The 22,026-nt window shown below is 50.1% G+C and carries 16 protein-coding genes; 10 read left to right on the top strand and 6 right to left on the bottom strand.

Features of this window, described 5'->3' with window-relative positions:
* Nucleotides 1-169: 169 nt before the first annotated feature.
* Nucleotides 170-1,231, top strand: a complete 1,062-nt coding sequence (locus ACO0K4_RS01710; RefSeq protein WP_422954864.1) for an OmpA family protein — start codon at nt 170-172, stop codon at nt 1,229-1,231.
* Nucleotides 1,232-1,490: 259 nt separating this feature from the next.
* Here the strand turns inward: ACO0K4_RS01710 and ACO0K4_RS01705 are convergent, their stop codons facing one another.
* Entirely contained in the window at nt 1,491-2,333 is an 843-nt protein-coding gene (locus tag ACO0K4_RS01705) for a YihY/virulence factor BrkB family protein (RefSeq protein ID WP_422955415.1), read from the bottom strand.
* Nucleotides 2,334-2,812: 479 nt separating this feature from the next.
* Here ACO0K4_RS01705 and ACO0K4_RS01700 point away from each other — a divergent pair, with 479 nt between their 5' ends.
* Nucleotides 2,813-3,385 carry a BON domain-containing protein gene (locus tag ACO0K4_RS01700; RefSeq protein WP_422954863.1) on the top strand — a complete coding sequence of 191 codons (573 nt, stop codon included), beginning with the start codon at nt 2,813-2,815 and terminating at the stop codon, nt 3,383-3,385.
* An 85-nt stretch (nt 3,386-3,470) separates the two neighbouring features.
* On the opposite strand, the gene ACO0K4_RS01695 is transcribed toward ACO0K4_RS01700, so the two are convergent.
* Entirely contained in the window at nt 3,471-4,508 is a 1,038-nt protein-coding gene (locus ACO0K4_RS01695; protein WP_422954862.1) for an MBL fold metallo-hydrolase, read from the bottom strand.
* 255 nt (nt 4,509-4,763) lie between these two features.
* Here ACO0K4_RS01695 and ACO0K4_RS01690 point away from each other — a divergent pair, with 255 nt between their 5' ends.
* Nucleotides 4,764-5,384 (top strand): TetR/AcrR family transcriptional regulator, encoded by a 621-nt coding sequence (locus ACO0K4_RS01690; RefSeq protein ID WP_422954861.1) that lies wholly within the window; start codon nt 4,764-4,766, stop codon nt 5,382-5,384.
* Nucleotides 5,385-5,400: 16 nt separating this feature from the next.
* Here the strand turns inward: ACO0K4_RS01690 and ACO0K4_RS01685 are convergent, their stop codons facing one another.
* Together ACO0K4_RS01685 and ACO0K4_RS01680 are read right to left on the bottom strand one after the other, a co-directional pair.
* Complete coding sequence (locus ACO0K4_RS01685) at nt 5,401-6,102, bottom strand: SDR family NAD(P)-dependent oxidoreductase (RefSeq protein WP_422954860.1); 702 nt, start codon at nt 6,100-6,102, stop codon at nt 5,401-5,403.
* Between the two features lie 10 nt (nt 6,103-6,112).
* Nucleotides 6,113-6,424 (bottom strand): high-potential iron-sulfur protein, encoded by a 312-nt coding sequence (locus ACO0K4_RS01680; protein ID WP_422954859.1) that lies wholly within the window; start codon nt 6,422-6,424, stop codon nt 6,113-6,115.
* Nucleotides 6,425-6,667: 243 nt separating this feature from the next.
* On the opposite strand from ACO0K4_RS01680, the gene ACO0K4_RS01675 reads away from it, so the two are divergent.
* Complete coding sequence (locus tag ACO0K4_RS01675; RefSeq protein WP_422954858.1) at nt 6,668-7,663, top strand: MerR family transcriptional regulator; 996 nt, start codon at nt 6,668-6,670, stop codon at nt 7,661-7,663.
* A gap of 55 nt (nt 7,664-7,718) precedes the next feature.
* Here ACO0K4_RS01675 and ACO0K4_RS01670 read toward each other — a convergent pair whose 3' ends face one another.
* Together ACO0K4_RS01670 and garD are read right to left on the bottom strand one after the other, a co-directional pair.
* A complete protein-coding gene (locus tag ACO0K4_RS01670; protein ID WP_422954857.1) occupies nt 7,719-8,540 on the bottom strand; it encodes an NAD-dependent epimerase/dehydratase family protein in 822 nt (273 codons plus the stop codon).
* Nucleotides 8,541-8,638: 98 nt separating this feature from the next.
* Nucleotides 8,639-10,192, bottom strand: coding sequence for a galactarate dehydratase (gene garD, locus ACO0K4_RS01665; protein ID WP_422954856.1), 1,554 nt, complete (start codon nt 10,190-10,192; stop codon nt 8,639-8,641).
* A 358-nt stretch (nt 10,193-10,550) separates the two neighbouring features.
* Here garD and ACO0K4_RS01660 point away from each other — a divergent pair, with 358 nt between their 5' ends.
* From ACO0K4_RS01660 to ACO0K4_RS01635, 6 genes are all read left to right on the top strand, one after another.
* On the top strand, nt 10,551-11,252 hold the full coding sequence (locus ACO0K4_RS01660) for a FadR/GntR family transcriptional regulator (protein WP_422954855.1): 702 nt from the start codon (nt 10,551-10,553) through the stop codon (nt 11,250-11,252).
* A gap of 232 nt (nt 11,253-11,484) precedes the next feature.
* Complete coding sequence (locus ACO0K4_RS01655; RefSeq protein WP_422954854.1) at nt 11,485-14,178, top strand: TonB-dependent receptor plug domain-containing protein; 2,694 nt, start codon at nt 11,485-11,487, stop codon at nt 14,176-14,178.
* 162 nt (nt 14,179-14,340) lie between these two features.
* Nucleotides 14,341-16,197, top strand: a complete 1,857-nt coding sequence (locus ACO0K4_RS01650) for a glycoside hydrolase family 28 protein (RefSeq protein ID WP_422954853.1) — start codon at nt 14,341-14,343, stop codon at nt 16,195-16,197.
* 70 nt (nt 16,198-16,267) lie between these two features.
* Entirely contained in the window at nt 16,268-17,155 is an 888-nt protein-coding gene (locus ACO0K4_RS01645; protein ID WP_422954852.1) for a rhamnogalacturonan acetylesterase, read from the top strand.
* The gene (locus ACO0K4_RS01640; RefSeq protein ID WP_422954851.1) at nt 17,152-19,917 is read left to right on the top strand and encodes a pectinesterase family protein; all 2,766 of its coding nucleotides are present in this window, start codon (nt 17,152-17,154) and stop codon (nt 19,915-19,917) included. Before ACO0K4_RS01645 ends, ACO0K4_RS01640 begins: the two co-directional genes overlap by 4 nt.
* A 116-nt stretch (nt 19,918-20,033) precedes the next feature.
* Nucleotides 20,034-21,860, top strand: a complete 1,827-nt coding sequence (locus ACO0K4_RS01635; RefSeq protein ID WP_422954850.1) for a glycoside hydrolase family 28 protein — start codon at nt 20,034-20,036, stop codon at nt 21,858-21,860.
* Nucleotides 21,861-22,026 lie beyond the last annotated feature (166 nt).

Below are 22,026 nucleotides of genomic sequence, written 5' to 3'. Positions count from 1 at the left end.
CTTTTACATCTATGTGAGTTACCGAACAGAGCCCCGGTGTGTCTGTCCGTAAGCTCCGTTCCCATGCGCTGTCATGAGAACGACAAGAGTTACTCCACTTTTTCTCTTTGAGCAGCAATGTATTGCTCGAATTTATTTCCTGTTTTGTTCATCATCTAAAGGTTTAAAAATGCAAAAATTCCATAAAATCGCACTCGCCGTGTCACTGTTATGCGGTGTCGTTGGCAGTAGCATGGCACAACGTTCGCCAGAAAATTATGAATACAATCCATCATGGTATGTCGCACCTAGTCTGGGTGCGATTGATGCCGATACCCATTTTGGCGTAACGGGTCATGGAGAAGCTGCGGCGATTCGTTTTGGTCGTGCGTATTCTCCTGACTGGGATCTGCAATTTGGCACCAGCTATGGTCGTCAGCGTGATAACGGTACGCGTTATCAGCAAAATACCTTGGGTGTCGATGCTCTGTATATGTTCTCTCGTAAGAGTTTGCGTCCGTTTCTCTTAATCGGCGCGGGTGCGCAGTACGACAAGATCAATACACCACTGGTAGAAAAATCACAGACATCGCCGTATATGAATGCCGGTGTCGGTTTTCAATACGGCTTTACTGATCAGCTAGCAATGCAGGCGGATCTGCGTCGTGTGCATGGTTTTATTCGTGGTGATGACCTGGGATTCAGTCACGCGAATAACAATTATCTGAACGTCGGTCTGGTTTTTAGCTTTGATAAGCCAGTACAACGTGCTGCTCGCGTCGAGCCAGCTCCTGCACCTGACGCCTTAGTCATTTCAGAGACTCGCCCTGCACCGATGCCGATGCCAGCGCCAGCACCAATGCCACCGCGCTTTGAGAAAGTGACCTTGTCGGCGACCGAATTATTTGGTTTTGACAGTGCTGCGTTGAATGGACCACAGCCAAAGCTTGACGAGATCGCGGGCGTCCTCAATACCAACGTGCAGATCAGTGATGTCGTGATTAGCGGTTATACCGATCGCCTGGGTACGGATAAATACAATATGAAGTTGTCGCAACGGCGTGCTGATGTCGTGAAAGCTTATCTGGTCGATAAAGGCGTGGCACTGACTCGCTTATCCGCGCAAGGCAAGGGCGAATCGAATCCGGTTGTGCAATGTACAGAGAAAAAACGTGCTGCCCTGATCGTTTGTCTGGAGCCGAATCGTCGCGTCGAAGTAGAGCAAATTACGATAGAACGCCGCGTGCAGTAATTGTCATTGAGTAAGAGCGGTCGTCACTGAGCTTAGTGACGATTTTCAGGCCTCGCTAGTTGGTCATAGGGAGGCTTTTTTTATTTGGTCACCGCGTAGATAGTCAGATTGTTGTAGACGGCAATCTATGAGTATAACTATTGCTTAAGCTACTGATTGCATCTATAGAGTAAATCATATACTCCCCTATAGTTTTAATAAATATGCTTGATTCCGTATTGTTTTATTAGGCACTTAAAATATACTGAATAGGAGTATGTTATTTTTTTCTGGATTGCAAACTACCAAATGCCAGCGCATATTGGCGCGTGAATTCCGCTCCCAGTAAAAAAATCTGTGCCGAATAATATACCCACAGCAGCAATGCAATCATCGATCCCGCAGCACCGAAACTGGTTGCGACACCGCTATTCCCGATGTAGAGACCAATCCCATATTTGCCGATAGAGAAAAGTGCCGCCGTACCCAGCGCCCCGATCCAGACATCGCGCCAGGATAAGCGCACTTGTGGCAGCATTTTAAAAATGACGGCAAACAGAGAGGCAATCACCGCAAAGCCGACCAGTGATGAAATCGGAATCAGGAGCAGCGCGATATCGATCTGAATACCGCTCCAGTAATGCTCAAGAAATACTAGTGCCGCACTGATGATGAGTGAGACCAGTAGTAAAAATGCTAGTACGAGTATCAAGCCAAATGACAGCAAGCGCGTACGCAATAATCGCCACAGGCCAGGCTGTCTTAGTTTAGGGACTTGCCAGATTTCATCCAAACTTTCTTTTAATTCGGCAAACACACTGGTTGCGCCGATTAATAGTAATAGTGTGGCTAACAGCGTTGCCAGCCGACCCTCCTCAGGATTGCGTGCGCCAGCTAATAGCAATTGGATCGCTTCTGCACCACTGCGTCCGACCAGGCTTTGTAACTGATTCAATATTTCGCCTTGCGCCGCTTTTTGTCCATAAAAAAATCCGGCGATGGCGAGTACCAGAACCAGAATCGGTGCCATGGAAAACAAGGTATAAAAAGCCAGTGCCGCACCTTTGCTCGCTGCACGATGATGTATCCATTGTTCGATGGCACGACCAATCACGGTGCACATGAGCTTAACGGAAGTCGGTAATAAAACAATGGTGTCACGCACGGTGCGCGTGAATGAAGTGAGCTGTTGTAAGAGGCGGCGATAGTGTGGCGTCATGGAGCTCAGTTTTAGGTGAATGATTCGTGTAGTCCGCTAACAAGGGGTGAATGTCAGCGCACGGTGAATGTGGAAAGGCATAGTGATCGCGTATAAGAAGCACGGACATATTGAGTGCATCTTCGCAGCATGCCAGAACTATTTCGACCGGTAGGTACGCTAGCGAACAGAGCGCCATGTGGAAAGCAGCGATCATAGTTGCAAGCTGAAGCACAAATTCCATCAAGGCTGCGATTGCGGGCAGCACTGTTTATTTCGGCCCGGACTTTTCCCGGCGATGCACATATTTATCATTGGATTTGGTATTGGATTTAGTACTATTTTCACCCCTGCTAGCACAAAGACCTCAGGTCACCTACCTCATAAAGATCGGACATACCGCGATGAAAAAATTAACTAAAGTACTTTCCTTCGGTGTTGCCAGTGCCTTGTTGCTAGCAACGACCGCGTGTAATAAACCGACGGATATCGCCGGACCTTCTGCACCGGCAATTACTGTCGGAACTCAGGTCGACGATACCGTAGTCAGCACAAAAGTATCCTCCGCGTTGATGGCTGATAGCGATATCAAGGGCTATGACATCAAAGTTGCGGTGCGTAAAGGCGAAGTAATGTTAAGCGGCTTTGTCGACAATCAGACGCAAATCGACAAGAGCGTTGCGCTGACCCGTGTAGTGGAGGGTGTGACTGGCGTTGATAATAAATTGCTGATTAAAGAGAGTCCGAGAACCATCGGTAACAAAATTGACGATGGCGTCATCACTGCCAAGGTGAAATCGGTATTACTCGCCGATTCTGCTGTAAAAAGTTTTGATATCGGCGTTGTGACTAGCAAAGGCGATGTGCAACTCAGCGGTTTTGTCGACAGCGAAACACAAATCGCACGTGCCACCGAGGTTGCCAAAGGTGTAGAGGGCGTGCAGAAAGTGTCGAATCAGATGAGTGTAAAAAAATAGTGGCAAGTAAAAAATGTTGATAGGTAGTCGCTACTCCGCCGATCAGTCCTGTGTGTCAGGCGGCGATCTCCGCCAACTCCGTCAACTATTGATTCAATGATTTATTCCACCAATGCTGGCCTGAATGCGGCGCTGCCAGATCTAATCGTTCGCCCATTTCTGGCGTGCTGATCTTCACTTGCTTCAGCTCTGCCAGTTCGACGATACGTTCAAACGGCTCTTGCCATACATGCATCGCCAGATCGAAGGTGCCGTTATGAATGGGTACGAGCTGTTTGCCGCGTAAGTCCAGGTGGGCTTGCAGCGTTTGCTCCGGTTGCATGTGGATGTCCGGCCATTCCTTATCGTAGGCACCGGTTTCAATCAGAGTGAGATCGAATGGGCCGTATTTATCGCCTATTGTTTTAAAACCGTCGAAGTAGCCGGTATCGCCGCTGAAAAATACGCGGGTATCGTCATCCATGATGATCCAGGATGCCCATAGGGTCTGGTTACCATCGAACAGTCCGCGTCCCGAAAAATGCTGTGATGGTGCGGCCACCAGCTGAACGCCATGCACCTGTGTGCTTTCCCACCAGTCCAGTTGTTGAATTTTATAGGCAGGAATGCCCCATTTGATCAGCGTATCGCCCACGCCCAGCGGCGTCAGAAAATGCTCAACTTTCTCTGATAATTGCAGGATAGCGTCATAGTCAAGATGATCGTAATGGTCGTGGGACAGAATTACGGCTTTAATCGGTGGCAGATCCTGAATGCTGATCGGCGTCTGATGAAAGCGTTGCGGCCCCATCCATTGCACTGGCGACGCGCGCTCAGAGAACACAGGGTCGGTCAGCCAGAATTCTCCCCGTAATTTCAGCAACATCGTGGAATGACCGAGGCGGTACAGGGAGCGATCCGGCGCTGTGAGCAAATCGTCGCGACTTAGAGCGTTCACAGGAATTGGCTGCGCTGGCACGGTACCGGCAGGCTTATGAAACATAAAGCGCCACATGATCTGCATGGTTTTGACAAATCCCGGGCGCACCATGGAGGCGGCATTTCTGAATTTGCCCGCGGCGCGTTGAGGCGATTCCGTGTAAGCGGGAGAGGTGGTGCAGACGGTCATCGTGCGGGTAGCCATAATCAATAATCCTGTCAGAGAGACGCTAGTTATTTATGTGTTGCTGGTCCGGTGTGTGTTGCCAGAGATAAAAAGGCGATCAGGATGATGGAAGCTGATTAGGCTTCACTAAGCTTAATCTACGCGATCTCAACCGGGCTTTACCTAAATTACACTACACAGTGTAGTTTCATTTTAAAAGCAAAATCACGAAAAGTAAACTAATCAGTGTAAAATATTTAAATCCCTGGTTAAAAAGCATTCAAAAACATTCTTATGTCGATTCCCCTGCGTCTGACTGACCGTAAGCGCGAAGCTATTTTGCAAGCGGCGATTGCCGAGTTTCTGGCGCATGGTTTTGATGCGACCAGTATGGACAAAATTGCGGCCAGTGCCGCCGTCTCCAAGCGCACGGTGTATAACCATTTTCCCAGCAAAGATGATTTGTTTGAGGCAATTTTGTTGCAACTCTGGGACAGTAGCGCCGCGCTCACCGAGATCCGTTATCAGCCGGGCCAAGCGCTGCGTGAGCAGTTGATGGCCTTGATCCAGCAAAAAATGAGCATGCTGAACGACAAAAGCTTTATGGACTTGGCCAGAGTAGCGATTGCCACAGCCATCCATGATCCGGTGCGTGCGCAAGAGATGATCGCCCGGATGGGAACCCGCGAAGAAGGCGTCACCACTTGGCTGCGCGCCGCGCAGGCCGACGGACAGATCCGGGACATTGATCCGGAATTCGCTGCCCACATGTTACAAGGGCAGATCAAGGCATTTGCGTTTTGGCCTCAAATCGCAATGGGCCAGCCACCTCTGACAGATACGCAACAGGCGGCAGTGATACAAACAGCCGTCGATATGTTTCTGGCTTACCTCGCTGTAAACAAGCTCGGGTAAGTTCAGCACCTGCCTGCTACCAGGGCAAGGATTCACCACGATAATCGAAGAAGCCGCCAGAATTCTCTGGCAACAGCCTATCAATCACGTCGAGAAGTCGTTCCGCTGCCAGCGCCGGTGTTTGCACGTCCAGACCAGATTTACTGAAGGCAGACGACAAACGGGTTTGTACTGTACCCGGATGCAGGGCGACACAAATCGACGCTGGCTGGCGACGGTGTAATTCAATTGCGGCTGTGTGAACAAGCTGATTCAATGCCGCTTTTGAGGCGCGATAGCTGTACCAGCCCCCGAGCTGATTGTCCCCGATACTACCGACCTTGGCAGACAAACTGGCAAACACGGCTTTGCCTTCGCGTGGCAACAATGGCAAAAAGTGCTTCATCAGCAATGCCGGGCCAATCGCGTTAATGGCGAATGACTCCGCCATCTGAACCGCATCAATTTGCCGCAAACTTTTTTCAGGCTGCAGGCGTTCGTTGTGCAGTAGTCCTGTGGCGTCGATGATCAGCCGTATCTCACCTAATGCCGCAACATGGTTCGCGCAGGACTCGATCTGCGCTTCATCGAGCAAATCCAGCGCTGGTGTGCTCTGCCGGCTCAAAGGAACGACCTGATCGAAGGCTGACGCGGCTTGCAGCGCTGTTAGCAGCGCATGACCAATACCGCCGGTGGAGCCGATGACGACACATACTCCACCTGCGTTGAAAGAAGACATGCCTGCCATATCAGGCTTTTTTATTCCAGGCACTGCACCAGCCTTTGGCATTTACTTGTTTGCCACCTACGGCACCGCAGACACCCCAGGCATCAACTGCTTTACCCTGAAACAACTGGCAGTTGCCACAGTTGCGCCCGGCGGCAAAAGTTGCATACTTTTTCGCATCTACCTTGCTGGCATCATGTTTGTAACCCAGCGCGGTGGCGATGGCATCACTTTCTTCAAGCTTGGCTGCTTGTGCTGTTGCCATGCCGGAACTGCCTAATAAAACGGCAGCGGTCGGGAGTGTCGTGAAGATGAATTGTCTGCGTGTGGTCATGATGCGTCCTTGGCGAGTGGCTTGAGGGTGGGTGGTTGTTCTGGGGCAAAATGAATTTGATGACGAAGATGAAACATCCTTGTCTCTGCTTTGTCCCTTAAAAATTCTTTATTCAAGAATCTTGTTCCCAATTTAAGTCGATTAACTTTTCATGTCCAGTCAATGAATCGAAAAATATGATATAAAGCGGTTCAATTGCATCTATTTTGAATGAATTGAACTGCTTAAACTGAATGGGATACGATGATGAACACGACAAATACAGTAAATGACCCGCATACGCCAACCTACCGCAGTGGCGTCGCCGCCCGTCTGGCAGGAGTGCCAGTGGAAACCTTGCGGGTCTGGGAGCGCCGCTACAAAGTCGTGGGGCCAAGCATGAGTTCCAGCGGACAGCGTTTGTATTCGTCTGCCGAAATCCGTCGTCTGGCATTGATTAAGCAACTGGTTGATATGGGACACCCTATTGGTTCTATCGCCACAATGTCTACCGACGCCCTGATCGCGATGCGTAGCGCAACCAAAACGCTGGAGGCACCGCGTAATAGCGGCGAGGTCGCGGCACGAGTTTCCAGAGTAGTCCTGGTCGGCCCTTTGTTATCCTCGCGTCAGTTTGAGAATACTTTGCACGACAGTACGCTGGTCATCGCCGAGCGTTATGTAAATCTGACGGATGCCAGTAATCCGCCGCAGCGTGTCGATGCCGATATTCTCGTGACAGAATTTCCTATCCTGAATGAGGCATCGCAAGACGCCATTGCCAGCGTCAAAAATGCCTGTGGTGCTACCCAGGTGATCGTTCTTTACCGGTTTGCGCCGAGCGCAGTGATACGTCGTTTGCGTATGGTGGGCTATGAGGTCGCCAGGGCACCGTCAGATTCGATTGAGATCGAAGCCCTATGCCGTGCCTTGCTACGGATTCCATCAGTTGAATCCAAATTGGCTGCTGCAACGCCGGCACCTTTACCTGGCAATCCGCGACCGCCACGGTTTGCGGAAGAGGAGTTAATTGCGCTGACGAATGCGTCCAATACGGTGTATTGCGAATGTCCGCGTCATCTGGTGGAGCTGGTACTAAGCATGAGTGCTTTTGAGCGCTACAGTGCCGAGTGCGCCAATCGCGGGCCGGAAGACGTGATTTTGCACAAAGACCTGGAACACGCTGCGGGACACGCCAGAGCGATACTCGAAGATGCACTGTTTCGTGTGGCTGTTGCCGAGGGGCTGGTTGTCCCGTAATCATTGCGGGACAACCACGCGTCATCTGGAAATAGAGCGCGCGCCCCCTCATCCGCTATTTATATTGCGGCCCGGTCAGTAAAAAAGCGCCGCCCTGATACGTCGTTGTAATATCGTCCGCAGCCGGATAAGTGCCGCTGTCAGGGAAATTCTCTGCGAATGCCAGTGAGCTGTCCTTCGCCTGAAAACCGAGATGTGCCGCTTTTGTGTTATCCCACCAGCTTGCCGGATTATTCGATACGCCAAATGTGATGGTGTGACCGACTTTCGGAGTGAAAATGGAACAGCGTAGCAGTTCAACCAGATCGTCGTAGCTAAAGTAGGTCACCATCATTCGGCGGTTTTGCGGCGCAGGGAATGAGGAGCCAATGCGAATACAGACAGTCTCAATACCAAAGCGGTCATAGTAATAACGAGACAGGGACTCCCCAAAACATTTACTGATGCCGTACATGCCGTCAGGACGAGGCGGCATATCGGCATCGATGACATCGGTGGTTTTGTAGTAGCCGACGGTGTGATTGGAGCTTGCAAAAATTACGCGTTTCACATTCGCCTTATGCACGGCCTCATAGATATTGTAGGTGCCCTGAATATTCGCATGCATGATGGCTTCAAAATTTGATTCGGTCGAGATACCACCGAAGTGCAAGACCACATCGACGCCGTCCATCATCGCGATAACCGCTGCCTTATCCGACAGGTCACATTGCACAATTTCTTCGCCAGGTGCCGCTGTGCCGAGATCGCTGATATCACTCAGGCGCACGACGTCAGCCCAGTCTTTTATCCGTTCCCGTAAAATTTTTCCCAGACCACCAGCAGCACCGGTCAGTAAAATGCGTTTAAAAGGTTTAGCTGAGCTAGGCGTAGTCATAAAAATCCCGTGCGATTCATTCATGGTCAAAGAAAGTAGATAAAAATAGCGGCTGTAGTTGCGGTCGTAGCTGCGGAGTGCGCTGATGCCGCATATATTCAGGTGATCGGTGCCGGGTTGAATAAAACCAGCGCATTGTGCAACTTCCAGTGTTCGGCCCAGGTTTCTTTACCGCTGGCGACATCGAGCAACAATTGAAATAATTCCCAGCCTACATCCGCGATACTGGCTTCGCCGCTAGCGATCCGGCCAGCGTTGATATCCATAAGATCATGCCAGCGACTGGCTAATTCATTCCTTGTCGCGACCTTTACGACCGGCACGGCGGCAAGGCCGTAGGGCGTACCACGACCTGTGGTGAATACATGCACATTCATTCCCGCAGCCAGTTGCAGCGTGCCACAGATAAAATCACTGGCAGGTGTCGCTGCATAAATCAGTCCTTTTTGTGTGAGCTTGTCGCCTGGTGCAAGCACGCCGGATATCGTGCTGCTTCCGGATTTGACAATCGAGCCCATGGCTTTTTCTACGATATTCGACAGGCCGCCCTTTTTATTGCCGGGAGTGGTGTTGGCGCTGCGATCGACGCCGCCGCGCTTCAGGTAATCGTCATACCATTGCATCTCCCGTACCATCGCCGCGGCAACTTCAGGATTTTCCGCGCGGGAGGTCAGTTGGTCGATGCCGTCGCGCACTTCGGTTACTTCCGAAAACATCACGGAGGCGCCAGCCCGTATCAGCAGGTCGGTAGCGAAGCCTACTGCCGGGTTGGCTGTCACGCCAGAAAAAGCATCGCTGCCACCACACTGCACGCCTACCACCAGATCTGATGCCGGACAGGTTTCGCGCCTGCGTTTATTTAATTCGCTCAGTTGTTTTTCTGCTGTTGACATGATCGAGTTGATCATTGATTCAAAACCGACATGCTCCTGATCCTGTAAGCAAACCACGACAGGGTCGCCGCCGTTATGTATGGGGATTGATCCTTTCGGGAACAAGCGGGTGGGCTGAAGTTTTTCACATCCCAGACTCACCACCATGGCTTGTCCGCCAAAATTCGGATTCAGGCTGATGTTGCGCACCGTACGGATAGGAATCATCGCATTTGGCGCATCGATAGCAACGCCGCAGCCATATGTATGCTCCAGGCCGATGACGTCATCGACATGCGGATAATCGGGTAATAGCTCCGCCTTGATGCGCTTGACGGCATGTTCAACGACCCCTGCTACACATTGAACAGTGGTCGTAATCGCCAGAATATTTCGCGTGCCGACTGAGCCATCGGCATTACGATAGCCCTGAAAACTGTAACCTTCTAATGGGTCTGAGGCAGGGGCTTTGCGTGTCGCGACAGGCAAATCCTCTAAGCCTCTTGCCGGTGGCAGCTGCACCAGAGACTCTTCAATCCAGCAACCCTGTTTAATTAGTCTTACTGCGTAACCGATGGTGACGTTATAGCGAATGATCGCTGCGCCAGCATCGATATCGGTTAAGGCCAGCTTGTGACCTTGAGGCACATTTTCTTTGAGTGTCAGGCCACAAGGGAAAATGGTGTCAGCGGGAAGCCCTCCATCGTTGGCCACAATCGCAACGTTGTCATTGCCATGCATCTGGATGTACAGAGGGGTTTTTCCGTTGGCGTTCGTCATTTTCTGATTCCCTTAGTCATAATTATTTCCTGATTTGCAAAGAAAATGTCTCAGTCACGCAATACAATTGTAGTAATTGGTCATACCAGATAAATTTTTCTGTCATTTTGTTTTATCTGGGACTAATTACAACAAATTTGCGTGCCTTGTTCATTCTTCCTATGAAAACCAAAAAATAACTCAGCGCAATAGACGTTTTTCTGAAGAAACGATGCAATAATCTGCGCGTTTTATTTTAAATATTGTGGCGAGTATGCCACCAAAAAAAATATCTGGCTAGTCCACATTGCAAATTTGGTCTGACCAAATTAGAATGGCCTGACCGGATGCATTCTTTTACTTTTTAAAAGTTGGAATCATGTTGAAAAAAAATAGTCTCCCTGGTGAAGCCGGTGTGCATGAGCCGCGTTTGTATCGCGTTGTCGCCGACCGGATTCAGGGGCTGATTGCAGATGAACAGATAGGGCCTGGTGAGCGCCTGCCGTCCGAGAGAGATCTGGCGGCCAAGCTTAGTGTCAGTCGTGCGTCGTTGCGGGAGGCCTTGATTGCGCTGGAATTGGGCGGAGTGATTGAAGTACGCGGCGGCTCTGGTGTGTATGTCAGTGAAAAACCTGATGTGCCCGCAGATCTGCTGGAAGTAGGACCTGGTCCGTTTGAGGTGTTATCCGCCCGTCGTCTGATTGAGTCTGAAGTTGCTGCGATTGCCGCCAGAGTGGCCACGGATTCAGCGATTGATGCGATTTTAAAAGCGGTGCTGGAAATGGAAAAAAATCACGCCAATTATTCGAGTAACGAACAGGCGGATCGTAATTTCCATTTATCAATCGCCAGAGCAACGGGGAACAGTGCATTAGTTGGCACGATTGAATATCTGTGGGATCAGCGTGGTCGTCTCTGGCACAAGTTGAAAGAACATTTTCAAACCGAGGAATTACGTCAACAAACACTGACCGATCACCGGAATATTCTGGAAGCAATCGCCGCGCACGATCCGGCAGAAGCCAGACGTGCGATGCGAGCCCATTTAGAAAGAGTGACGCGAACTTTTTCAAGAGGATGAACAAGCGTAAATAAAGAATACAGGTAGTAAGGCGAGAAGTCAGTCAAAGCAAAAATAGATAATTTGCGACAGATTTCCCGTGTAAGAATTTTCTATTTTGACCGGCTGCGACCTCGGTGAAACCTAGCTTTCATCCTCGTTGCAGTGGCACAGAGTACGCGAGGTGCTCCGACTAGTGATCCAGTGCTAACTGGACATAAGAACTTCACGAAGAAAATTAGAAGGAGACAAAATGAAACAATCTAACAACCGACAAAAGCCAGCCTTTACCTTGTCGGCAGTCACATTGGCTGTCCTGACGCTGGCCAGCCAGGTGCAGGCACAGGAAGTCCAACGTGTTGAAGTCACAGGCTCATCGATCAAGCGACTCGCCAGTGAAGCTTCTTTGCCAGTGACAATGATCAATTCGGACGAAATTGACAAGCGCGGCATGACGACGCTTGCCGATCTGATGATGGCCTTGCCTGAGTCAAGCTCACTCGCTCCGTCGAATGCCGGCTCCGGTACAAATATCAATTTGCGCGGCCTGGGTGTCAATCGCACTCTGGTCTTGCTGAATGGCCGCCGCCTGGCAAACGAAGCGATTGCTGACGGCTACGCGAATCTTGATGTATTGCCAATGAGTGCTATTGATCGTGTCGAAATTTTGCGTGATGGTGCGTCATCGATCTATGGTTCCGATGCGATCGGTGGTGTGGTGAACTTCATCACAAAGAAAACCTTTAAAGGTGCTTCTGTTTCTGCACAGATGGTGAAACCTGAAAAAACCGGCGGTGCCGATGAGCAGCGCTTTAGCTTTATCGTCGGTGCAGGGGACCTACAAACGGATGGCTGGAATGTCTTTGCGACGGCAGACGGACATCGCAGAAGCCGCCTGCTTGCCTCTGATCGTACCGATCTAAGTAATGCCGATATTCTGACAAGTATCGGTCGCGCTCCGACGCTTGCGAGCGGCGGTTATGCGTACCCGGCGAACTTCACCACGGCAACGAATAAGAATGCGGCAAATCCGTATTACACATCCGGTTGCGTAGCTCCTTATTCGATACAGGGAGCGAAGAACACTTGCGTCATCAATGCGAACCAGTACGGTACTGCTTTGTACGGTAATGAACAGGTTACCTTCTACGCAAGAGGCACAAAAAAACTTAGTGAAGATCACACGATCAGCATCGATTATTCACGCGGTCAGGAATTCATTCTCGGTACTAAAAATCCGACAACCAGTCTCACGGCAAACGGTGTCAGCGCATTACTGCCATCGACCAGCAAGTGGTATCCGGGCGGTAGCGGCGGTGTCCCGGCAGTCGCCGGCCTGAAAGGCGAACCTTTGACTGTCACCTGGAGTGTGGCTGATCTCGGTGAAGCGACAACCAGAGACATTCAGGTCAATCAGCGCATCGGCGTAAGCGACGAAGGTAGTTTTGCCGGATGGGAGTACAAAGCTGGTTTTGTGTACGGACATAGTCAACGCGATAATTACTATGAATCTGGTTATGTGAATGGTCCAGGATTATTAAAAGGTATCGCGAATGGCAGCTTGAATCCTTTTGGGTTGCAGGACGCTACCGGCCTTGCGTATTTGAACAGTATCTCGGTTGACGGTGCCCTCAACAGGCATTCCATCAGCACCTATACCGGCCTTGATCTGACGGTGACCAAGGAACTCACACAATTGGCGGGCGGTCCTCTGACCCTAGCGATTGGCGGTGATCTGCACCGTGATACAACCGAGGATACAAAAACTGACATTACCTCAGTAGTGACCTATGCCGCATCCGGCCCGTCACATGGTCAGGGTGCACGTAATGTCGCTGCGCTGTATGCAGAAATGGAAATCCCGGTAAGCAAGCAACTGAGTTTTAACGTGGCGGTGCGCGACGATCACTTCAGCGATTTTGGCAATACCATCAATCCTAAAGCCAGCTTCCGTTACGAACCAACTAAAACACTGATGTTCCGTGGCTCCGCTAATACCGGTTTCCGCGCGCCCACATTATTTGACCGTTATGGTTATCGTGTCGCTGGTGCAAATACGACGACGGCATCAAAATGGGATGATCCAGTGCAATGTCCGGGCGGTACGCCAGGGGTTGCCGGTACCGGTAAAGCCTTGCCGGGGCTGGTTGCATCGACGGTCTGTAATGTTGCCTTGCCACGCCAGACTGGCAGCAATCCTGATCTGGTGCCGGAGACTTCACGCGGTGCCACTTTAGGTCTCGTGATTGAGCCACTCAAAAACTTCACAGCGTCGTTTGATTACTGGCATATTGAAATGAAAGACATGCTGGCAAATTTGCCTGAGCAAGTATACTTTCTGAATCCAACTAAATACGCAGATCTGTTCGTCCGCAATGCAGATGGCTCACTGAATTACATCAAGAACATCACGATGAATCTGGGTGGACAAAAAGCTAGCGGTATCGACGTAGGACTCGCGTATAGCATTCCTAAAACTGCTTACGGTGACTTCAATTTCAAACTCGACGGTACTTACCTGACACAGTTTGATAATCAGCTTGAAAAAGACAGCGCTTATGTTTCTAATATCGGTCGTTTCGGTGTCGCGAGTAACGGCACAACCAGCAGTTTCCCTATCCTGACATTCCGCTGGAAACACACGCTGGCAATGCGCTGGAGCAAAGGCGACTGGACTGCTCAATTGACCGAGAACTACAACACCGGTTATCACGATCAGAATCTGGTTGCCGCACAATATTTCCGTGATATCGAGCCGTATTCTGTCTGGAACCTGACTGGCACTTATCGTGGTTTTAAAAATATGACACTGGCAGCAGGCATCACGAATTTGCTGAATGTCAAACCCCCACTGACAAACCATAGCGCTTATACATATGGCTATCTGAGCAGTGCAGCCAGCCCGATTGGCCGTGCCTTTAATGCTCGCATGACTTACAACTTCTGATCCATCGCTCGGACATCATTGAGATGTCCAGTCGATGTCCGAAGTTTGTACGATGAGCAGCAAGAGCCACCCCTTGAACTCCGGTTCGAGGGGCGTGGCGTCACAATGCAGAATGATCAAACGAAAAGTGTGCCAAGTATGAAACCAGGTATGAAATTGAGTATGAAGCGTAGAAATTTTTTACAAACCATGTCAGCCACCAGCCTGGCCCTGGCAAGTACTACACCGCTCAGTGTGATGGCGGCGACGGCAAAACAAGATCCGTGGAAGCAGGCGCAAGCCATTATTGATCGTGTGAGTAAGCCCTTAAAATTTCGTAACGAAGATTTTGTGATTACCCGCTTTGATGCGCAGCCGTGTAAAACGGTACCGGTCAAGGCCTGGGTCTCGTTCGTTGAAAAAGCAGCGATGCAGACGCCGGTATCCGGTGCGCACGATTGCTACCTTGCAATTACAGCGGCGATTAGCGCGTGCCATCAGGCAGGCGGTGGTCGTGTCGTGATTCCGAAAGGTGACTGGTATTGCGCCGGGCCTATCGTATTGCGCTCAAACGTTCATGTGCATTTACAGGCAGGTGCCCATATTTACTTTAGCAATAATCCCGATGATTACGCGAAGTATGGCAATTTTGATTGCGGTGCGAATGGCAAATTATCGATTACTCGGTGGGAAGGCAATGACTGCCTGAATTTTTCATCTCTGGTATATGCATATGGCCAGGACAATATTGCCTTAACCGGTGAAGACTGGACCAGCATTTTAGATGGCCAGGCCGGAGTCGACTGGAATGCGCAGCAAGAGTGCTGGTGGTCCTGGAAAGGCCGGCAAAAACCGAGCAGTTCCGGTGATATTGCCGCTGGTGATGGTGCACAGTATATTCCCCATCTGAAGGGTCGGACTGAAGAATCAGTGAACCCGAATAACCTGACATCACTAGCCGCTATTGCACCCCAACTCAGTGCTGAAGAAATGGCCATGATACAAGGTGAAGGAGATCGCTGGCGGCGTGATTCGGCGTATTTACGCGCCCTGGCAGAAGCGCGCGTGCCGGTAGAAAAACGCATCTTTGGTCATGGACATTATTTACGTCCGCACATGGTGCAGTTTATTAGCTGCACCAATGTCTTGTTCCAAGGCTACCAGACAACGAATACGCCGTTCTGGCAACATAATCCTGTCAATTGCAAGAATATGCGCGTCGACCATATCTACGCAAATAGTATGGGGCCGAACAGCGATGGTTTCGACCCTGAATCTTGCGATCATGTAGTGATAAACGGCTGTACGTTTAACACGGGTGACGATTGTATCGCTGTCGATTCTGGAAAAGGACCGGACATTCAATTTGGTCCCTCGCAGAATATCGTTATTCAAGATTGCAAAATGCATAGCGGTCACGGTGCAATGACCTTCGGCAGTATCATGTCCGGCGGAATTCAAAACGTCTTTGCACAGAATCTTGTGTTTGAGAATAGTCACTGGAAGACAGATCCGCTGAATATCGCCATTCGCCTTAAGTCGAATATGAGCCGCGGCGGTTTCTTGCGTAACCTGCATATCCGTAATGTGACGATCCCTAACGGCATACGGACGACACCGGCTTTTTACTCGACCTTGCCTGGCTCCCTGATTCCGAATAAATCGGTTGCTACTTCAGCAGGTGGCGTTATTACGATTGATTGCGGCTACGATCCGAATAACGATAACGTCAGAACGCGTCCACCTGTGGTGTCAGATATTCATATCTCTAATGTGAAGGTCGCCAACGTGGAGACAAAAGACGGGCAATTTTCCTGCTATCAGGCGATTGTGATTCTTGGTCCTGTCAGCTCGGATTACAACGGAAAATCCCAGCCTGCGCCGGTGATTCTGCCGGTGACCAATGTCACGATCAGCGACTGTGATTTAGGCAATCCTGTGAATGCGGCTAATCCGTATTACCTCTATAACGTCAAGGGTTTAACCCTGAAAAACGTCAAGATCGGCAATGCCGTCCTCAATAAAACATTGTCCGTCTAAATGCGGTGACGGGATTCTTGATTGTCTGGTCAAAAATTCCGCTACCTACTTTACGATCATCGAGATCACTATGAAACTGTCAGTTTATGCAGCCACATTACGCTTCATGGCGGGTATGGCTGCCGTATCCTTGTGCGCGTGTCAAAGCAGCTCGCCAATTAATTCACTCGCCAACTCACTTAGTAACTCATCCGCCGCGGTCGCCTCTGCCGCAGAAAAATCAGCTCGCTTGATTTTAGTCGGTGACTCCACCATGGCGACCAGGAGCGGTTACGGCGATGCACTATGCCAGACCTTTACATCCAGATTGACCTGTCTCAATCTTGCCAAGGGTGGCCGCAGTTCCGGTAGCTATCGCGCAGAAGGTTCATGGGAGCAGGTACAGAAATTATTGAAAGACAATGCCAGCTTTGCTCAGACCTATGTACTCATTCAATTTGGACACAATGATCAGCCCGGTAAACCGGGCCGATCAACTGATCTCGTGACTGAGTTTCCGGTCAACATGGCACGTTATGTCGATGAAGTAAAAGCCACTGGCGCAACACCGGTGCTGGTAACGCCTCTGACGCGTCGTAGTTTCCGCGATCAGGTATTACAAAACGATTTACGACCCTGGGCTGAGGCCAGCATCCAGATTGCGCAATCCCGTCACATCCCCTGGATCGACCTGAATGCGATCAGCTACCGTGCCGTGCAGACAATGGGCGAGGCAGAGGCGGATACTCTGGCGGTGGCACCGCCTGATACAAACAATGGAACAACTGCTGCTATGCCGAACTCGGATCGCAGCAAGACTGAGCCAGCAGGTGCGGCGCGCAGTACTTTTGATCGTACCCATGTCGGCAAAAAAGGCGCTGCGGTTTTTTCTGCCATGGTGGTGAAAGAATTACTTATCGTCGCACCTTCACTGCGTGCCGACCTGAGCACTGAGCTGAGCACTGAGGTGAAGCCATGAGCAAAATGAATCAGAGTTCAATTTTTAATTGGACAAAATCTACAGACACGTCACGCTATCTGACTATTTTGTGGGTGATGCTCGGTCTGAGCGTTGCATTCTCAGCAAGCGCTCAGGATGCGCGTCAGATCAAAGAGCCAGTGACACCGCCGGTATGCAAAGTGTTGTCTGCACAACTGAGCAGTCCAACAGCCACCACCATCAGTAATATCAACGACACTGCCCGCATACAACAGGCGATTGATCAGTGCAAAAGCGGGCAGGCAATTCGCCTTGCGAGCGCTCAGGCACAGTCTGCTTTTTTATCCGGACCGTTGCAATTGCGTGGCGGTGTTTCTCTGATCATTGATGCAGATGTCACCTTGTTTGCTTCAAGTAATCCCAAAGAATTTGATCGTGGTACATCGACATGCGGTAGCAACGACCAGCAAGGGCGAGGCTGCAAGCCTTTTATTTCTATCGATCAAACTAAATCCAGCGGTATTTATGGTGAGGGTGAGATTGACGGTCAGGGTGGTAGCCGTATTCTCGGACAGGAAGAATCATGGTGGCAAATTGCCCGTCGTGCACAAAAAGAGAATAGCCATCAGAACGTACCAAGACTGATAGAAATTAATCAGTCTCAAGACATCACCCTGCATAAAATTACTTTACGCAATTCACCGAATTTCCACGTGACGCTTAATCGTGTCGATGGCTTTACCGCATGGGGAATTCGTATCGATACGCCGGCTACCGCCCGCAATACGGATGGCATTGATCCCATCTCTTCCCGCAATATTACAATCGCACATAGCTATATTCGTACCGGCGATGACAATATTGCGATCAAGGCGGGTAATAGTGGTGTGACTGAAAATATCTCGATCTTACACAATCATTTTTATACCGGACATGGCATGTCGATCGGTAGCGAAACAAATGGCGGGGTGCGACATATTCTGGTTGATGATCTGACTATCGATGGAGCAACATCGGGTTTGCGTATCAAGAGCGACGTATCGCGTGGCGGTCTGGTTGAGCACGTCAGCTATAACAATGTCTGCATCAATAATGTCCGCGCACCGATTGATATTGATACCCACTACAACCGCAGTGCAGCAGGCAGCCTGATTCCTGAATACAGAGATATTTCTTTGTCTCATATTCATAGCGTGACACCCGGCCGGATTATTCTGCAAGGTCTTGATGCTCAGCACCCGTTGAAGCTGACATTGCATGACGTGGTGATAGGTGGTCGTAATGAGGATCAATATACGACGCAATTCGACCACGTTCAGTTTGCCGGATTGGATGCCTCGTCTACCGTCAATGTGAAGACGATGTTTTCCGGGACATCAGAATACTCTTGTCAGGACAAATTCGTCATTTTTCCTGATGCTGCTGTCGTGAAGAAAAGGCCGCAATTAGATGCGGCGCAGGCCAAGCAGTTTTCGCTTAACGAAGTGTTGAAATATACCGGTATCTCGGGCAGTGAGCGGATTGATCCCTGGGATCCGCTCTCGCATCCAATTGCAGCAGCCGAGAACGTAAAGGCCGATTACATTGTTGATGCCAGCGCGCAGGAAGATCGCAAAAAAACCTTCAGACAAGTGCAGGCTGCAGTCAATCAGGCTGTAATCGATTATGAAAATTCGCCTCATCCAAACGGGCGTATCACTATCCTGGTCAAGCCAGGCCTGTATCAGGAGTTGGTCTATGTTCCTGCACTGGCAACGCCTATTACCTTACTTGGTCTGGATGCCGCGACGACCAAAATATCTGCCAACCTTGATGCAGCCCTGCCAGGTGCGACATACACAAGTCAGTTTGGCGCACAGTTTGCGCAAAGCCATCCGACCATCGTAGCAATGTATGACAGTATCAAAAGCAAGCCTGCTTTAGGGACTTTTGGTACGGCAGTTTTATGGGTAAAAAATCCGGCGTTCGAAGCAAAAAATATTACGATAGAAAATGCCTACAACAAGGATAAAGGTAATGCGCGTGCTGAATGCCAGCCTGGTACCTGTCCGGATACCGGTGTTTATGCCCAAATGCTGTTGGTACACCATCAAGCGCTGGCGGTGATGCTGGACGGTGCTGATAAGGTGCATTTTGATCATGTCCGGCTGCTGGGTTTTCAGGATACCTTGTATATGCGTGCACCCAGAGCGGGTGAAACGACCCGGAATTTTTTTCAGCATTCCTACATCGAAGGCGATGTTGATTTTATTTTCGGTGATGCGACCGCGTATTTTTATCAGACTGAGATTAAATCTCTGGGTGACAGAAGCAGCTCCTATGTTGCCGCGCCGAGTACGAATGTGAAGACCCGCTATGGGTTTGTGTTCGATCAATGTCGCTTTACCCATGATGGCAGTCCGTATGCGCTCGCCGGAAAATTCTACCTGGCCCGTCAATGGTTTAATAACCAGAAATGTACCCCTTACGGTAAGGTACCGATTCCAGGGTATGCGTGCGAGCCTGGCGCAGTGGATCAATACACGCCGCCTAAAGGAACGATCAGCAAAACAACGCTGGAGACGGTAGGCAAAATGGTGGTCATGAATTCACGTATCGGCGTGCACATCAATGCCATACAACCATGGTCCAACTGGAACAAAAATGGGACCTTGCCTTTCCGCCCTGCCCAATTTTCTTCAGATGATTACTGGAACAATCTGATCTCCGCCAATATTGATCCTGTCGGTCAGCTGGGCTACTCAGGACAATGGATGCCGGATAGAGTTTTTCTTGCAGAGTTCAATAATACGCAAGAGTAGCCAGGCGAACGTGCCGGAAAAGTCTCGAATAAATTTTCGAACAAATTCTCGAACAAATAACTGAGACAAATTGGATGAAACAGATATCAGCGAAGCAGCAGAGCCGACGTTCTTTTATGAAAGCATTATCAGCGACTGGTCTGGCGGTGGCCGGTTCAGGAAGTGCGCGGGCATTGGCGGCGACACCGGTCGTGGATCCCTGGCAAAAGGCGCAGGCAATCGTCGACAGGCTCGCCAGGCGCGAAGCCTTTCGTGCCGTTGACTATGTGATCACTGACTTTGGTGCGGTCACCTGCAAGCTCAGAAAAACCATCGCGTGGATGTCATTTGAAGAACAGGCGGAAGTGGCGACTCCTGTAGCTGATGCCAGAGATTGTTATCTGGCGATAAAAAAAGCTATAACAGCTTGTCATGCCGCCGGAGGCGGGCGTGTTGTGATCCCTGCAGGTAACTGGTTTTGTGCAGGTCCTATCGTATTGTTATCGCATGTGAACGTTCATCTGAGTGCGGGCGCACATGTTTATTTCAGCAATAATCCAGCCGATTATGCCAAGTACGGTGACTATGCCTGCGGAGAAAATGGCAACCTCGTGATTTCTCGCTGGCAGAGTAATGATTGCCTGAATTTTTCACCAATGATCTATGCCTACGGCCAGGATCATATTGCACTGACCGGTGATGACTGGACCAGTATTGTGGATGGACAGGGCGGTGTCCCGTTTGATGACAGCGGAGATTGCTGGTGGACATGGAAAGGCAAACTGAAAACGATCAATGCAGTCGCTGCGCAGGGATCAACACCAAATTACAAGAAGGGCAAAGCCTCAGAGAATACGGCGAATCCGCTCAATAATCCCGCGCTGGATCAGCTCGCGCCCCAGCTTGATCGTCATTATATCAAGCGCATTCAGGGGGATGACGACCGCTGGCTGGCGGATGCCAATTATTTACCAGCATTGTCCGAAGCAGGCGTCCCGACGGGTAAACGTATCTTTGGTCTGGGACATCATTTGCGGCCGCCGATGATACAGTTTATTGGCTGTACCAATGTCTTCATGAAAGGCTATCAGGTCACGAATACACCTTTCTGGCAGCATCATCCTGTGCATTGTCGTAATGTCGTCATCGAGAACGTACTCGCCAAAAGCCATGGGCCGAACAGTGACGGATTTGATCCTGAGGCTTGTGACCATGTACTGATCGATACGTGTACGTTTGATTCTGGTGATGATTGTATTGCGATCAAGGCCGGTAAAAATCTGGATACACAATACGGCCCGTCGCAGAATATCGTGATCCAGAATTGCACCATGCAAAGCGGTCATGGTGCGGTGACATTAGGTAGTGAGATGGCGGGTGGCATACAAAATGTCTACGCGCAAAATCTTTTATTCGAAAACAGACACTGGAAAACGAATCCTCTGAACACAGCGATTCGCTTGAAGACCAATATGAACCGTGGCGGTTATCTGCGCCATTTTTATGTCAGAAATATCTCTATTCCACATGGTGTTCAAACCTCTCCGTCTTTTTATTCCTCGCTGCCTGGCTCACCGATACAATCTAAAACCGTAGCGACGGCTGCGGGTGCCATCATTACCTTCGACTGCGATTATGCACCTGTTAGTGACAATGTCCGCACCCGTCCGCCGATGGTGTCGGATGTTCATATCTCAAACATCACGGTAGGGAATGTGCAAGCCCGGAGCGGCCAGCACTCTTGTTATCAGGCGATTGTGATCCTGGGGCCGGTCGCTTCTGATTACAACGGTGATGAAAAATCACCGCTGATATTCCCGGTCTCGAATGTCACGGTCAGTGATTGTGATTTTGGTAGCCCAGCCAATCAAGAACAGGCTTTTTATCTGTATAACGTCAAAGGGCTGACATTGAAAAATATCAAAGTCGGCGATAAAACCGTCAATGCAGTTCTGTCGGCGTAGAGTGAATTGCGTTGAAGTTGAATGTAAAAAAACAGCAGAAGATTCTGCTGTTTTTTTTATGGGTGACTCAATTTAAATGGAAGCCGCATACTATATGCGGCTTCCAGAGACATTTCGTGCCAACAGGCGCATGCCGCTTGCGGGTTCATTTTGATATCGATATCTC

Source organism: Undibacterium sp. RuTC16W (genome assembly GCF_049339445.1).
Classification (GTDB): domain Bacteria; phylum Pseudomonadota; class Gammaproteobacteria; order Burkholderiales; family Burkholderiaceae_D; genus Undibacterium.
Note: the sequence above shows the minus strand (reverse complement) of the source record. Positions and strands in the feature narration are given on the sequence as shown.